The following is a 13,115-nucleotide window of genomic DNA, read 5'->3' on the forward strand; positions in this document are numbered from 1 at the left end:
GAAATCACCGGAACGGCGGCTCGCTGAACGCGCGTAGCTTGCGGCTGTGCAGCTTCGGCCCCTCGCGGCGCAACTCCTCGCACGTCTCGATGCCGATCCGCATATGCTCGTTGATCGCGCGTTCGTAGAAGCGGTTGGCCTGGCCCGGCAGCTTGAGTTCGCCGTGCAACGGCTTGTCCGACACGCACAGCAACGTGCCGTACGGAACGCGGAAGCGATACCCTTGCGCGGCGATCGTCGCCGATTCCATGTCGATGCCCACCGCCCGGCTGAGCGAGAAGCGCAGAGCCGACGAGGTGAAGCGCAATTCCCAGTTGCGATCGTCGGTCGTCACGATCGTGCCGGTGCGCAGGCGGCGCTTGAGCTCTTCGCCCGACTGACCCGAAACCGTCGCCGCCGCCTTTGCCATAGCGACCTGCACCTCGGCGATCGCCGGGACGGGGATCTCGGGCGGCAACACGTCGTCGAGTACATGGTCGTCGCGCAGATAGGCGTGGGCGAGCACATAATCGCCGATCCGCTGGCTGGGGCGCAGACCGCCGCAATGGCCGATCATCAGCCAAGCCTCGGGCCGCATGACGGCAAGGTGGTCGCAGATCGTCTTGGCGTTCGACGGGCCGACGCCGATGTTGACCAAAGTGATGCCGGTGCCGTCGGCGGCCATCAGGTGATAGGCCGGCATCTGGTGCCGCCGCCACGCGCTGTTGTCGCCGGCGATCTTCTCCACTTCGTCGGGCGAGGTGATGACGATGCCGCCCGCGCCGGACAGGGCGGTGAAACGCGAGCCCTCGGTCAGTTGCGAGGCGCCCCAGCGGACGAATTCGTCGACGTAGCGGTGGTAATTGGTGAACAGCACATAGCGCTGGACATGCTCGGGCGGCGTGCCGGTGTAGTGCCGCAGCCGCGCGAGGCTGAAGTCCGTACGCAGCCCGTCGAACAGCGCGAGCGGGCGCAGGCCGTCGACTGTTTCCCAGATTCCGTCGGCGATCTCGTCCCCGATGTGCGCCAGCTCGGTTGCGGGGAAATGCCGCGCCAGTTCGAGCGCGGACACCTCGTCGAGCGCGAGCGCGTGGCCGGGATCGAGGACATAGGGAAAGGGTATTTCCTGCCGCCCCTCTGCCGCGCGCACCTCGACGTCGTAATCTTCGATCAGCAGGGTCAACTGTTCGATCAGGTAATCGGCGAAGATCGCCGGCTTGGTGACGCTGATGGCATATTCGCCGGGCGTTACGAGCCGCCCGAACGAGCGGAGCGGCGCCGGGCGATCAGGGCCGGATCGATAGGTCAGGCGGATTTCTGGATAGGCGAACGATCCGTCCAGCCGCGCCTCGGGCGGGGGGGGCGTTCCATCGGTCAGATAGCGGGTGAGGGCCGATTTCAGGCGCTCGACCGACGCAGCGTAGAGGCGGTCGAGCTCGGCGATGATATGCGATGCTTGAGTCATCTAACAGCGTTACGGCGCGATCGTTACGCTGGCAAGACGGCGGCAGGACAGCCGCCGCGCCCCGGACGAGCGCGGCGACCCGGCGGTTACTTCTTGGTGGCGGCGGTTCGCCTGGCGGGAGCCTTGCGCGTCGTCGCGGTGGTCGATTTGGTCTTGCCCAGCCTCGTTGCGCCATAAGCTGCGCCGGCGACGGCCGCGGTCGCCCCGGCGGCGATCGCCGCGGCAGTCCTGGGGTTCGCCTTGACGGCATCGACCGCGGTGTGGACCGCGCTCGCCAATGTCTCCTGCGCCTTGTTGACGAACGCCTGGCGCTCCTCGGCGGTGGTATTGGTCAGCCTGTCGAGCCGGCTCTGCTCCTCGGTCGCCGCGATTTTGGCAGTGGTGTCGAATGTGGCGGTGGTATCGGTCATCGGAAGGTTGCTCCCTTTTGTTCGGAACGGACGGGAAATAACCGCCGGGACGTGCCGGGAGTTCCCGGCAAGGTGTGCCCCGGCCGCACGTTGCCGGCCGGGGCGGTCCGATTACATTTGCTCGAGCAAGTGTTCGGCGGTGCTGACCTTGAATTCGCCGGGTGCCTCGACGTTCAGCTGCTCGACGACACCGTCATTGACCAGCATCGAGAACCGCTGGCCGCGCGTGCCCAACCCGAACTTCGACCCGTCCATCGTCAGGCCGGTCGCACGCGCGAAATCGCCGTTGCCGTCGGCCAGCATCGTGACCTTGCCGTTCGCCTCGTTGGCCTGGCTCCACGCGCCGAGCACGAAGGCGTCGTTCACCGCGGTGCACGCGATCTCGTCAACGCCCTTGGCCTTCAGGTCCTCCGCCTTGTCGAGGAAGCCGGGCAGGTGTTTGGCCGAGCAGGTAGGCGTGTAGGCGCCGGGGACGGAGAACAGCGCGACGCGGCGGCCGGCGAAGAAATCATCCGAACTCACGCCCTCCGGCCCGTTCTCGGTCGCCTTCGCGAAGCCGACGCTGGGGATGCGGTCGCCAACCTTGATCGTCATGGAAATGCTCCTTTCGCCCGGCGCGCGGGATCGGCACGGCGGGTCTGCGCTCCCATCTGGACGACGCTGCGGTTTTTTCAAGCGGTGGCGGCACCGGGCGGGGCGGCCTATGTTACGTCCCCTATGCAGACCGCGATCTTCCTGACCGGACAGTTCCTGCTGGCGATGCCCGGTATCGGTGACCCGCGCTTTGACCGCGCGGTGATCGCGATGTGCAGCCACGACGAAAACGGCGCGCTGGGCATCGGACTGGGCAGCGTGCTCGACGGGCTGAGCTTCCACGACGTGCTCAAGCAGCTCGATATCGATCCCGGCATGACGCCCGACGTGCCGGTGTGCCTGGGCGGACCATGCGAGCCGCGGCGCGGCTTCGTGCTGCATTCGCGCGACTGGTCGGGCGCCGATTCGGTCGACGTCGCCGGGCGCTGGGTACTGTCGGGCACGCTCGACGTGCTGAAGGCGATCGCCGCGGGCACCGGCCCGGCGCGCTGGGTGCCGGCGTTGGGCTATGCCGGCTGGGGCGAGGGGCAGCTCGACGGCGAAATGACGCGCCACGGCTGGTTCAACGTCGCGGGCGACGACGCCTTACTGTTCGATCGCGCGGCGGACGATCGCTGGGAGGCTGGATTCGCCGGCGCCGGGATCAATCCGCGCCTGCTGGCGGCGACGACGGGCAGGGCCTGACCCGAGCGTATCACGCCCCGAGCGTATCAGGCCCCGAGCGTATCAGGCCCCGAACATATCAGGCGACGTCGGCGCGCCAGTCACCCGATTTGCCGCCGGTCTTCTCGATCAGGCGGATATCATGGATAACCATCGCCTTATCGATCGCCTTTGCCATGTCGTAGACGGTGAGCAACGCGACGGACGCTGCCGTCAGCGCCTCCATCTCCACGCCTGTCTTGGCATCGGTCGTGGCGGTGGCGGTGGCGGTGAGGCCGCTGTCGTCGAGTACGAGGTCGATCGTCACGCTGCCCAGCGGCAGCGGGTGGCACAGCGGGATCAGGTCGGCGGTGCGCTTCGCCGCCATGATGCCGGCGATCCGCGCGGTGGCGAGCACGTCGCCCTTGGCTACCGCACCGTCGCGTATCGCGGCGAGCGCGGCAGCGGACATCGCAATCCGACCGCGCGCCACCGCGCGACGCTGCGTGACCGGCTTGCCGCCGACATCCACCATGCGCGCGGCCCCGGCGTCGTCGAGGTGGGTGAGGCGGGTCACCCGATCATCCCGCGCGTCGCCGCCTCGACATCGGCGTGCCGCATCAGCGCCTCGCCGATCAGGAAGCACCGCACGCCATGCTCGGCCATCATGTCGAGATCGGCGCGGTTCGCGAGGCCGCTTTCGGCGACGAAGCTGCACCCCTCGGGCGCGCGCCCGATAAGTTCATACGTGTGTGCAAAATCGACCGTGAAATCCTTGAGATTGCGGTTGTTCACTCCGATCAGCCGCGAGCGGAGTTTCAGCGCGCGATCGAGTTCGTCGGCGTCGTGCACCTCGATCAGCACGTCCATGCCCAGCCCGATCGCGGCGTCCTCGATCTCCGCCATTGCGCCGTCGTCCAGCGCGGCGACGATGATGAGGATCGCGTCGGCGCCGATCGCGCGCGCTTCCAGCGCCTGCCAGGGATCGACCATGAAATCCTTGCGCAGCACCGGCAGCCGGCATGCCGCACGTGCGGCGACCAGATAGTCTTCATGCCCCTGAAAATAGGGCGCGTCGGTGAGGACCGACAGGCAGGCGGCGCCCCCGGCCTCATAGGCGCGGGCGTGGGCCGGTGGATCGAAATCTTCGCGAATCAATCCCTTGGACGGCGATGCTTTCTTGATTTCCGCGATCAGGCCGTAGCCGTCCCGTGCCTTGGCATCGAGCGCGCGGCGGAAACCGCGCGGCGGCGTCTGCGCCAGCGCCTTTGCCCCCAGGTCGGCTAGAGACGTCGCCTGCCGGCGGGCGGCGACTTCCTCGCGCTTGGTGGCCAGGATTGTATCGAGCATCGTCGTCATGAATAGGCGATCCAGGCATCGAGCAGGGCGCCGGCCTTGCCGCTGTCGAGCGCTTCGCCGGCCAGCGCTGCGCCATCGACCAGATTAGGCGCGGCGCGCGCGATCACCAGCGCGGCGGCGGCGTTGAGCAGAACGGCGTCGCGATAGGCGCCTGCCTCGCCTCCGAGCAGTCGGCGCAACGCCGTTGCGTTATAGGCGGGGTCGCCGCCGCGAATGTCCAACAGCGGGCTGCGGGGCAGGCCGGCATCCTCGGGCAAGATCCGCGCGGGCAGCGATACGTCGCCGACCGCGCTGACGACTGTCGGGCCGGCGCCCGACACCTCGTCCAGTCCCTCCTCGCCGGAGACGATCGCGGCGCCTTCCGCGCCCAGTGCCGCCATCGCCTCGGCATAGACCCGGACGTAGTCGGGCCGCGCGATGCCGATCAGCTGGCGGGTGACGCGCGCGGGATTGGCGAGCGGCCCCATCAGGTTGAAGATCGTGCGGCGCCCGATCCGCTGGCGGATCGGCTGGATTCGCTTCATCGCCGGGTGGTGATTGCCCGCGAACAGGAAGCAGATGCCGAGGTCGGCGAGCGTCGCCTCCGCCATCGCCCCGGCGCGCGCCATGTCGAGGCCCAGCGCCTCCAGCGTGTCGGCGGCGCCCGCCTTGGACGATGCGGCGCGGTTGCCGTGTTTGGCGACCGGCACGCCGCATGCGGCGACGACCAGGCTGACGGCGGTCGACACGTTGAGCGTATGGTGCCCGTCGCCGCCGGTGCCGCAGACGTCGATCGTGCCCGGTGGTGCGCCAATCGGGATCAGGCGCTCGCGGAGGGCACGCGCGGCTTCGGCGATCTCGATGCTGGTCTCGCCGCGTTCGGTCAGTCCGATCAGGAACGCGGCGATCGCATCCTCGGTCGTCCGTCCGTCGAGCAGGTCGGCGAAGGCCTGCGCCGCGCTCTCGCGGGCGAGCGGCGTCGATGGATCGGGGAGGGGGGCAAATGACGTCATGCCGCCAGCTTTCGATGGGGAAGCCCGGCCAGCTCGAGGAAATTGGCGAGCATCGCGTGGCCGTGTTCGGTGGCGATGCTTTCGGGGTGGAACTGGACGCCGTGGATCGGCAGGTCGCGATGGCGCAGGCCCATCACAAGCCCGTCCGCATGGGCGTTGGCGACCAGGCAGTCGGGCACGTCCTCCACCACCAGGCTGTGATAGCGCGTTGCGGTGAAGGGGGAGGGCAGGCCGTCGAACACCCCGTTGCCGTCATGCGTCACCGCGCTGGTCTTGCCGTGCATCAGCCCGCCGCGCACCACCCGCCCACCGAAATGCTGGCCGATCGACTGGTGGCCCAGGCACACGCCCAGCAGCGGCATGGCGGCGGCCGCACAGGCGGCGACGATGTCGAGGCTGATCCCCGCCTCGTCGGGTGTGCAGGGGCCTGGCGACAGAAGGATCGCGCGCGCGCGCGTCGCCAGCGCCTCGGCGGCGGTCAGCGCGTCGTTGCGCTCCACCCGCACCTCCACCCCCAGGTCCATCAGGTAATGGACGAGGTTCCAGGTGAAGCTGTCGTAATTGTCGATGACGAGGATCATGGCGCCCTCGCCATAGCCGAGCCTTGCGAAGGCGCAACATTCGCCGCATTCGACGCGTTGATAGAAAAACTGGGCGCCCGAACCGTATATGGGTGCCCGTCAGGAGTGCGCGTGATGATGATCCGACTGATGCTGGCCGCCGCCGTTATCGCCACGCCGACGCTCGCGACCGCGCAGGACGATGCCGGCGCGCCACCGCAGCGCATCCGCAGCGTCCAGGTCAAGCCCGGAGAACCCTGCCCGCCCTCGACGAAGGACGAGGTGATCGTCTGCGCGCCGCAGGATCAGGAACAATATCGCATCCCCAAGGCCCTGCGCGCCGAACCCAAGACGACGGTGCAGAGCACCTCGCACGCGGTGCGCATGGAACGCGTGATGCAGGACAACCGCCGCGTCCTGCCGGGCAGCTGCTCGCCGATCGGCTCGAACGGCCAGACCGGCTGCGCACAGGCGGCGGCGGAGGCTTGGTCGGCGGAAATGCGTGCGAAGGCCAACGGGCAGCCGGTCGATCCGAACGATTAATTGGGTGCGAGGCATATCCTCATTTATGAAATACGTGAGGTCTACGCTCGCCGCAGTTACGTTTTTCGCCCTCGGAGCGTGTTCCGAAACCTGCACCAACCGCGGGAAGCAGCCGCTGCCGTCGGTCGACGGTGGGCGCGAAGTCGCCTTATTCTCCAGAAGCTGCGGTGCGACGACCGGCTATTCCACCCAGATTTCGATCGTGAAAGCGGGAGAGATGGCTTTCGGCGCGGGCAATGTCTTTCGGGCAGACGATAATGGCGGCGCCGCTCTGGCGACGACGCAGGGCGGGCCGTGGGCAGAAGTCCGATGGCTGGGGGAGGCGGAGTTGCTCGTCCGATACGACAGCAAATCGCGCGTGTTCCAGAACGCCGGCGAAGTCGATGGTGTACGGATAACCTACGAAGCCGTTACCCGTTAGAGACATCACGAGGAGCGCCGGAGTGCCTTAGGCCCGAAGCCCGTATCTATTTGCCGCGTAGAACTACTGCCCGAACCGCCCTTCGCCCGCCCGCGCCACCGCCTCGCGCGCGGCGGCGAACAGTGCACCGGCCTTGGCCTCGCATTCGCGCTGTTCGTATTCTGGATCGCTGTCGGCGACGATGCCGGCGCCGGCCTGGGCATGGAGGATGCCGTCCTTGACCACGGCCGTCCGCAGCACGATGCAGCTGTCCATACTGCCGTCGGGCGAGAAATAGCCGACGCCGCCGGCATAGGCGCCGCGCGCCTCCGGCTCCAGTTCGGCGATGATCTGGCAGGCGCGGACCTTTGGCGCGCCGCTGACGGTGCCCGCCGGAAAGCCCGCGAAGAGCGCGTCGAGCGCGTCGGCGTCGCCGCGCAGGCCGCCCACCACGTTCGACACGATGTGCATGACGTGGCTGTAGAACTCGACCGAATAGCTGTCGGTCACCTTGACCGTGCCGGCGGCGGCGACGCGGCCCACGTCGTTGCGGCCGAGATCGAGCAGCATAAGATGCTCGGCGCGTTCCTTGGGGTCGGCGAGCAGGCTGGCACGATTGTCCTCGTCCTCGGCGGCTGTCTGCCCACGCGGCCGGGTGCCGGCGATGGGGCGGATCGTCACCTCGCCGTCGCGCACGCGGACGAGAATCTCTGGGCTCGACCCCGTCAGTGCGAAGCCCGGCAGGTCGAGGTGATAGAGGAACGGCGAAGGGTTCACGCGGCGCAGCGAACGATAAAGCTCGAACGGCGGCAGCGCGAAGGGCGCTGTGAAGCGCTGGGCGAGTACCACCTGAAACACGTCGCCGGCGACGATATAGTCCTTAGCCGCCGTGACCATCTCGCCGTAGCGCCCAGCGGGCAGGACGGGCGTCGGCTCGACCGGCGGATGCTCCGCGCGGGCCGGTGGGGGCAGCGGCGTGCCGGCCAGCCGCGCGGCGACGGCGTCGAGCCGCTCCTCGGCCGCCTCGACCGATCCGCCCGGCCATACCGGCGCGACCAGGAACAACGTGTCGGCCAGCCGGTCGAACACCAGCAGCACGGTCGGCCGCACGAAGATCATGTCGGGCAGGCCGATCGGGCTCGGCGCGGCGCGCGGCAGTTTCTCGACCAGCCCGACCGTCTCATATCCGAAATAGCCGACCAGGCAGGCGAGTGCGCGCGGCAGTTCGGGCGGCACGTCCATCCGGCACGCCGCGACGAGATCGCGCAGCGCGGGGAGCGTTGGCTTGTCGGCGGGCGCGAAGGCGTCGCGATTGGTCAGCCAGTGCGGGTTGACCTCCGCCGCATGCCCGTTCGCGCGGAAGACGAGATCTGGGGCGAGGCCGATCAGGCTGTGCCGCCCACGCACCGACCCGCCCTCGACCGATTCGAGCAGGAAGTCGCCGCGCCCCGGCTCGATCAGCTTCAGCGCGGCGGCGACCGGTGTTTCGGTATCCGCGACCTGCCGCCGCCACAGCAGCGCGGGACGGCCGGCGGCAAGGGCGGTGTGGGCGGCGGACAGGCCCATGGTCATTGTACCGGCCGTTCGTGCTGAGCTTGTCGAAGCACTGTATTTTCTTCCTCGAAGAAGAAGGGCAGCCCTTCGACAAGCTCAGGGCGACCGGGGGTGTCGGCCACTCGGGCGCGCGCTGTGCGGCTCGCGCCTAGTTCGCCGCGCCGCTGCCGGCCAGGTCGCTCCGCAGCTTCGACAGCACCGCGTCGTTGCGCTTCACACCCACTTCGCCCCGCACGGCGGCGGTGAACTGTTCGGTGAACTCGCGACCGCTGACGCTGCCCAGGCCCTGGCGGGTCGAGGCGATCAGCGCCGCATTGCCGCGCGCGTTGCCTTCCTGGATCGCGTCCAGATAGACGACGTACCAGCCGCCGCGATTGGGCGCCTCCAGCATCTTCGCGCGCTTCGACGCCATCGAGAACATCAGCGCGATCGGCGGCGGCAACTGGCCGCCCGGACGGGCGAGTTCCGCACGCGTCGCGTTGAGCGACTGGAGCGGGGGCAGCTTCAGATTGGTCTGCTGCATCGCGGTCGCGATCGGCGTGCCCTTGTCGATCTTCGCGACGGCGGCGACGGCCAGCGCGCGGGCGGCGCGCAGGTTGCGGTCGATCACGAGATCCTGCGCGACGCGCTGGCGGATCGTGCCGAGCGGCGGCGGCGCGGCAGGGCGGACCTCTCCGATGCCGACCACGGCGAAGCTGCCGTCGGCGTCGACCTGCACCAGCTGCGGCGAATCGCCGGGTTCGGATGCGAAGGCGGCCTGGGTCATCAGCGCGACCAGCGGGTCGGGCTGGGCGGGCGCGTCGGGATCGATGCCGCCCGCGACCAGCGGCTTGGTTGCCTGCGCGGTCAGCTTGCTGTCGGCGATCACCTCGTCGAAGGTCGCGCGGTTCGAGATCGCGTCGTCGAGCTTGTCGTGCAGCGCCGAGAGTGCCTCCTGCCCCTTCACCTTGCCGAGTTCGGCGGTCAGCTCCGGCGTCGCCTGTTCGAGCGTCTTCGCCGGGATCGCCTCGACCGAATCGACGCGGACGACGTGCCAGCCGAGCGGCGAGCGCGCCGGCCCAACAACCGCGCCACGTTCTGCGGCGAAGGCGGCGTCGGCGATGCCCGCGCTGGTCTGGGTCGCCAGCGCGGCCTTTTCGCTGGCGGGGATCACCGCTGCTTCCAGCCCGGCGGCGCGCGCGGCATCGGCCATCGCCGTGCCGCCCTTCACCTTCGCGGCGAGCTGGTTGGCGGCGCCCTGATCCGCGATCACGATCTGGGTGATCGACCGCTTTTCCCGCGCGGCGAATCGCGCGCTGTTTTCGGCATAGGCCTTGGCGATTTCCGCCGCGGTCGGCTTGGCGCCCTCCGCGATTTCGGCCGCGCGGATGATCGCATAGCGCACCACGCGGCGTTCCGGGATGGTGTAGCGCGCGCGCTGGCGGGTGAAATAGGCCTGCAGTTCCTGGTCTGTCGGCGCCGTGCCGGTGCCCAGCGCGGAAACGGGGATGAAGCCGACGCTGCCCTGACGCCGTTCGAGCAGCAACGAGGCATAGGGGAGGGCCAGCTGTGCCGGCACCTGCGCGGCGCCCGCGGTCGGGGCGAGCAGCTGGCGGGCGATCATGTCGCGCGCGATGTCGGTACGCAGGCCGCGATCGGTCAGCTGCTGCTGCTTGAGCACGGTGTCATAGGCGGTCTGGCTGAACTTGCCGTCGAAGCCCTGGAAGGCGGGGATGGAGGCGATCTCTCCGTCCACCGCGCGCTTGCTGGCCGCAAGCCCGACCTTCTCGCCGAATGCTTCAAGAGCAAGCCCGTTGATCGTGCGATCGAGCACCTGGTCGAAACCGCCCTGCGTGACGAAGGTCGCCATGTCGAGCGTCGGCTGTTGCTGGCGAACGCCGGAAAAGGCGGTCTGCACATCCTGTCGGATCTCGGCCTCGCCCACGCCGGTGCGGCCGATCGAGACGGCTGCGCCGCCGCTCGCCTGGTTCGATCCACGGACGTTGGTGATGTCGCCCGCGGCGAAGGCGATCGCGATGACGACGAGGACGCCAAGGGCGACGATCTTGCCGACGGTCGAGTTGATGGCGGTGCGGATTCCGGAAAGCATGCCGCTGCCTTAGTTTGCCGCGCGAGGAGCATCAAGCTTGCGGCGCGCGTGCACGACGCTATCCGGTCCGCAGACGATATTTTGCAGCGGGAGGCTTCATGATGCGGCGCAAGCTGGTGGCGGGCAACTGGAAGATGAACGGCAACCGCGCGGCGCTGGCGGAGCTGAACGGCATCGCCGCCGCCGCTTCCGCCAATCCTGCTGTCGATGTGGCGGTCGCGGTGCCCTTTACCCTGATCGAGCGTGCCGCCGAGCGCGTGCCGGGGCTGGCGATCGGCGCGCAGGACGTGCACGACGCCGACAAGGGCGCGCACACCGGCTGCACCTCCGCCGCGCAGGTGCGGGAGGCCGGCGCGGTCTTCACCATCGTCGGCCACAGCGAGCGACGCGGCGACCAGCATGAGACCAGCCATGACGCCTGGGCCAAATCGGCCGCCGCGCACCGCAACGGTCTTACCGTCATCCTGTGCTGCGGCGAGACCGAGGCCGAGCGCGACGCCGGCCGCGCCGAGCGCGTGGTGCAGGCGCAGGTCGAAAAGTCGCTGCCCGACGACGCCGACGGATCATGGCTGACGCTCGCCTACGAACCGCGCTGGGCGATCGGTACGGGTCGCACCCCGACGATGGACGAGATCGCATCGATCCACGCCATCGCGCGCGCCAAGATGCGCCAGATGATCGGCGATCGCGCCGATGGCGTGCGCATCCTCTATGGCGGGTCGGTGACCGGCGACAATGCGGCTGCGATCCTGTCGCTCGACAATGTCGACGGCGCGCTGGTCGGCGGGGCGAGCCTTACGGCGACGAAGTTCGTGCCGATCATCACCGCCGCGGCGGCGCTTTGACGCGGGCATCTCTTTCGCTGCCCGCGCGTTCACCGCCTCTATGTCGAGTGAAGCCAGCAGCTTGATCGAAGCCGTCCGCGCCGCCGCCCAGGCACATGCGCGTAGTTGGGAGGCGCTCGTCCCCGATCCGCTCACCGTCGATCGCTCGGCCGAAGCGGCGGAGGAAGCCGCCTTCGCGGCAATGGCCGTGGCGAAGCAGCGGCTGCACGATCATATCCGCGCGACCTATGGCGTGTCGGTGCGCGATCTCGCCAATCTGGCGCTGGTTTGAAGCCTCAGTTGCCGTAGCGGTCCTTCAGCAGCCGCCACGTCGCGCGCAGGGCATAGGCCTCGCCGCCCTTCGGACGGCCGGCCTTGGCGGTCGGACGCCACGCGAAGACGTCGAGGTGCGCCCACGGTATAGTCCTCGGCACGAAGCGACGCAGGAACAGCGCGGCGGTGATCGCGCCGGCGAACCCGCCGTCGGGCGCGTTGACCATGTCGGCGATGTCGGACTTGAGCATCTCGTCATATCCATCCCACAGCGGCAGACGCCAGACGGGGTCGTGCTCGGCCGCGGCGGCTGCCGCCAGATCGGCGGCCAACACCTCGTCATCGGTGAACAGCGGTGGCAGGTCCGGCCCCAGCGCGACCCGCGCGGCCCCGGTCAGCGTCGCGAAGTTCAGGATCAGGCCCGGTTCGCCCTCCACCGCCCTGGTCAGCGCATCGCCCAGGATCAGCCGGCCTTCGGCGTCGGTATTGGTGTTCTCGACCGTCAGGCCTTTCCGCGTGGCGAGCACGTCTCCGGGTCTGAAGGCGTTGCCCGACACCGCATTCTCGACCGCCGGGACCAGCAGGTGGAGTCGTACCGGCAGCCGTTCGGCCATCACCAGTCCGGCCAGCGCGATGGCATGGGCCGCGCCGCCCATGTCCTTCTTCATGAGGCGCATGCCGGCGGCGGGTTTCAGGTCGAGCCCGCCCGAATCGAACGCCACCCCCTTGCCGACGATGGCGATGCGTGGGTGGGCGGGATTGCCCCATTCGAGCTCGATCAGCCGCGGTTCGCGCCCCTTCGCCGCGGCCTGGCCGACCGCGTGGATCATCGGATAGCCGGTTTCGAGTTCGCGGCCCTTCGTCACGGTCAGCGTCGCGCCGTGGGCGTCTGCCAGCGCGGCGATCTCGGCCTCGATCTCGGCGGGTCCAAGGTCCGAGGCGCCCAGATTCACCAGGTCGCGGACCTTGGCGATCGCCTGTGCCATGCGGATGGTGGGTTCGATCCGCGCCGGATCGCTGGTCAACAGCACGCGCGCGCCGCCTGCGCCATCGTCCTTGCGGTAGCGTTCGAAGCGGTGCTGCGCGAGTGCCCAGCCGAGAATCGCCGCGCCCGGTTCGCCGTTTGCCAGGCGATATGTCCCCTCGGGCAACGCCGCGCCACGACTGGCGATGCGCCATGGCGAGGTCTCCGCCTCATTGCAGACGAGCAGCGCCGACCAGTCTTCCGCGCCGTCGCCGGGCAGGATCGCGGCGTTGCCCGGCTTGCCGGTCAGCGCATGCGCGGCGACGGTGGAGCGCACGCGCGCGGGCTGTGCCGCGAGCCAGTCGGCCCAGTCATCGGGATGGACGACGTGGAGGTCACGGGCGGGCTGGCCGCGATCGGGCTGGAGCAGGGCGGCGAAATCGGTCATCGCGCCGCTCTACCCAACC

The 13,115-nt window shown here is 69.0% G+C and carries 15 protein-coding genes; 5 read left to right on the plus strand and 10 right to left on the minus strand.

Translation table 11 applies throughout. The features are described 5' to 3' along the window. Positions 1-4: 4 nt before the first annotated feature. From VYI76_RS07170 to VYI76_RS07180, 3 genes are all read right to left on the minus strand, one after another. The gene (locus VYI76_RS07170) at positions 5-1,444 is read right to left on the minus strand and encodes an AMP nucleosidase (RefSeq protein WP_326524085.1); all 1,440 of its coding nucleotides are present in this window, start codon (positions 1,442-1,444) and stop codon (positions 5-7) included. 86 nt (positions 1,445-1,530) lie between these two features. Next, a complete protein-coding gene (locus tag VYI76_RS07175; protein ID WP_326524086.1) occupies positions 1,531-1,854 on the minus strand; it encodes a hypothetical protein in 324 nt (107 codons plus the stop codon). Between the two features lie 111 nt (positions 1,855-1,965). Beyond that, positions 1,966-2,448: a peroxiredoxin gene (locus tag VYI76_RS07180; RefSeq protein WP_326524087.1), complete on the minus strand. Its 483-nt coding sequence runs from the start codon at positions 2,446-2,448 to the stop codon at positions 1,966-1,968. Positions 2,449-2,571: 123 nt separating this feature from the next. Here VYI76_RS07180 and VYI76_RS07185 point away from each other — a divergent pair, with 123 nt between their 5' ends. Further along, positions 2,572-3,132: a YqgE/AlgH family protein gene (locus VYI76_RS07185; protein ID WP_326524088.1), complete on the plus strand. Its 561-nt coding sequence runs from the start codon at positions 2,572-2,574 to the stop codon at positions 3,130-3,132. A 58-nt stretch (positions 3,133-3,190) separates the two neighbouring features. Here the strand turns inward: VYI76_RS07185 and moaC are convergent, their stop codons facing one another. From moaC to VYI76_RS07205, 4 genes are read right to left on the minus strand one after another with little or no spacing between them, the layout of a single operon-like run. Beyond that, positions 3,191-3,667, minus strand: a complete 477-nt coding sequence (moaC, locus tag VYI76_RS07190; protein ID WP_326524089.1) for a cyclic pyranopterin monophosphate synthase MoaC — start codon at positions 3,665-3,667, stop codon at positions 3,191-3,193. Then, complete coding sequence (gene trpC, locus VYI76_RS07195) at positions 3,664-4,449, minus strand: indole-3-glycerol phosphate synthase TrpC (protein ID WP_326524090.1); 786 nt, start codon at positions 4,447-4,449, stop codon at positions 3,664-3,666. Before trpC ends, moaC begins: the two co-directional genes overlap by 4 nt. Further along, positions 4,446-5,441, minus strand: a complete 996-nt coding sequence (trpD, locus tag VYI76_RS07200; RefSeq protein ID WP_326524091.1) for an anthranilate phosphoribosyltransferase — start codon at positions 5,439-5,441, stop codon at positions 4,446-4,448. The genes trpC and trpD overlap by 4 nt, the downstream gene beginning before the upstream one ends. Further along, positions 5,438-6,022: an anthranilate synthase component II gene (locus VYI76_RS07205; RefSeq protein WP_326524092.1), complete on the minus strand. Its 585-nt coding sequence runs from the start codon at positions 6,020-6,022 to the stop codon at positions 5,438-5,440. Before VYI76_RS07205 ends, trpD begins: the two co-directional genes overlap by 4 nt. A gap of 114 nt (positions 6,023-6,136) precedes the next feature. Between VYI76_RS07205 and VYI76_RS07210 the strand changes: the two genes are divergently transcribed. Further along, on the plus strand, positions 6,137-6,544 hold the full coding sequence (locus tag VYI76_RS07210; protein ID WP_326524093.1) for a hypothetical protein: 408 nt from the start codon (positions 6,137-6,139) through the stop codon (positions 6,542-6,544). Positions 6,545-6,569: 25 nt separating this feature from the next. Further along, positions 6,570-6,965, plus strand: coding sequence for a hypothetical protein (locus VYI76_RS07215; protein WP_326524094.1), 396 nt, complete (start codon positions 6,570-6,572; stop codon positions 6,963-6,965). Positions 6,966-7,028: 63 nt separating this feature from the next. Here VYI76_RS07215 and VYI76_RS07220 read toward each other — a convergent pair whose 3' ends face one another. After that, positions 7,029-8,516, minus strand: a complete 1,488-nt coding sequence (locus tag VYI76_RS07220; RefSeq protein ID WP_326524095.1) for an anthranilate synthase component I family protein — start codon at positions 8,514-8,516, stop codon at positions 7,029-7,031. A 130-nt stretch (positions 8,517-8,646) separates the two neighbouring features. Next, the gene (locus VYI76_RS07225; protein ID WP_326524096.1) at positions 8,647-10,587 is read right to left on the minus strand and encodes a peptidylprolyl isomerase; all 1,941 of its coding nucleotides are present in this window, start codon (positions 10,585-10,587) and stop codon (positions 8,647-8,649) included. A 98-nt stretch (positions 10,588-10,685) separates the two neighbouring features. Here VYI76_RS07225 and tpiA point away from each other — a divergent pair, with 98 nt between their 5' ends. Then, positions 10,686-11,432, plus strand: coding sequence for a triose-phosphate isomerase (tpiA, locus tag VYI76_RS07230; protein WP_326524097.1), 747 nt, complete (start codon positions 10,686-10,688; stop codon positions 11,430-11,432). 61 nt (positions 11,433-11,493) lie between these two features. After that, positions 11,494-11,703, plus strand: coding sequence for a hypothetical protein (locus VYI76_RS07235; RefSeq protein WP_326524098.1), 210 nt, complete (start codon positions 11,494-11,496; stop codon positions 11,701-11,703). 4 nt (positions 11,704-11,707) lie between these two features. Here the strand turns inward: VYI76_RS07235 and VYI76_RS07240 are convergent, their stop codons facing one another. After that, positions 11,708-13,096 carry a leucyl aminopeptidase family protein gene (locus VYI76_RS07240; protein WP_326524099.1) on the minus strand — a complete coding sequence of 463 codons (1,389 nt, stop codon included), beginning with the start codon at positions 13,094-13,096 and terminating at the stop codon, positions 11,708-11,710. Between the last annotated feature and the right edge of the window lie 19 nt (positions 13,097-13,115).

It is taken from the genome of Sphingomonas sp. (assembly GCF_035910975.1).
GTDB lineage: Bacteria > Pseudomonadota > Alphaproteobacteria > Sphingomonadales > Sphingomonadaceae > Sphingomonas.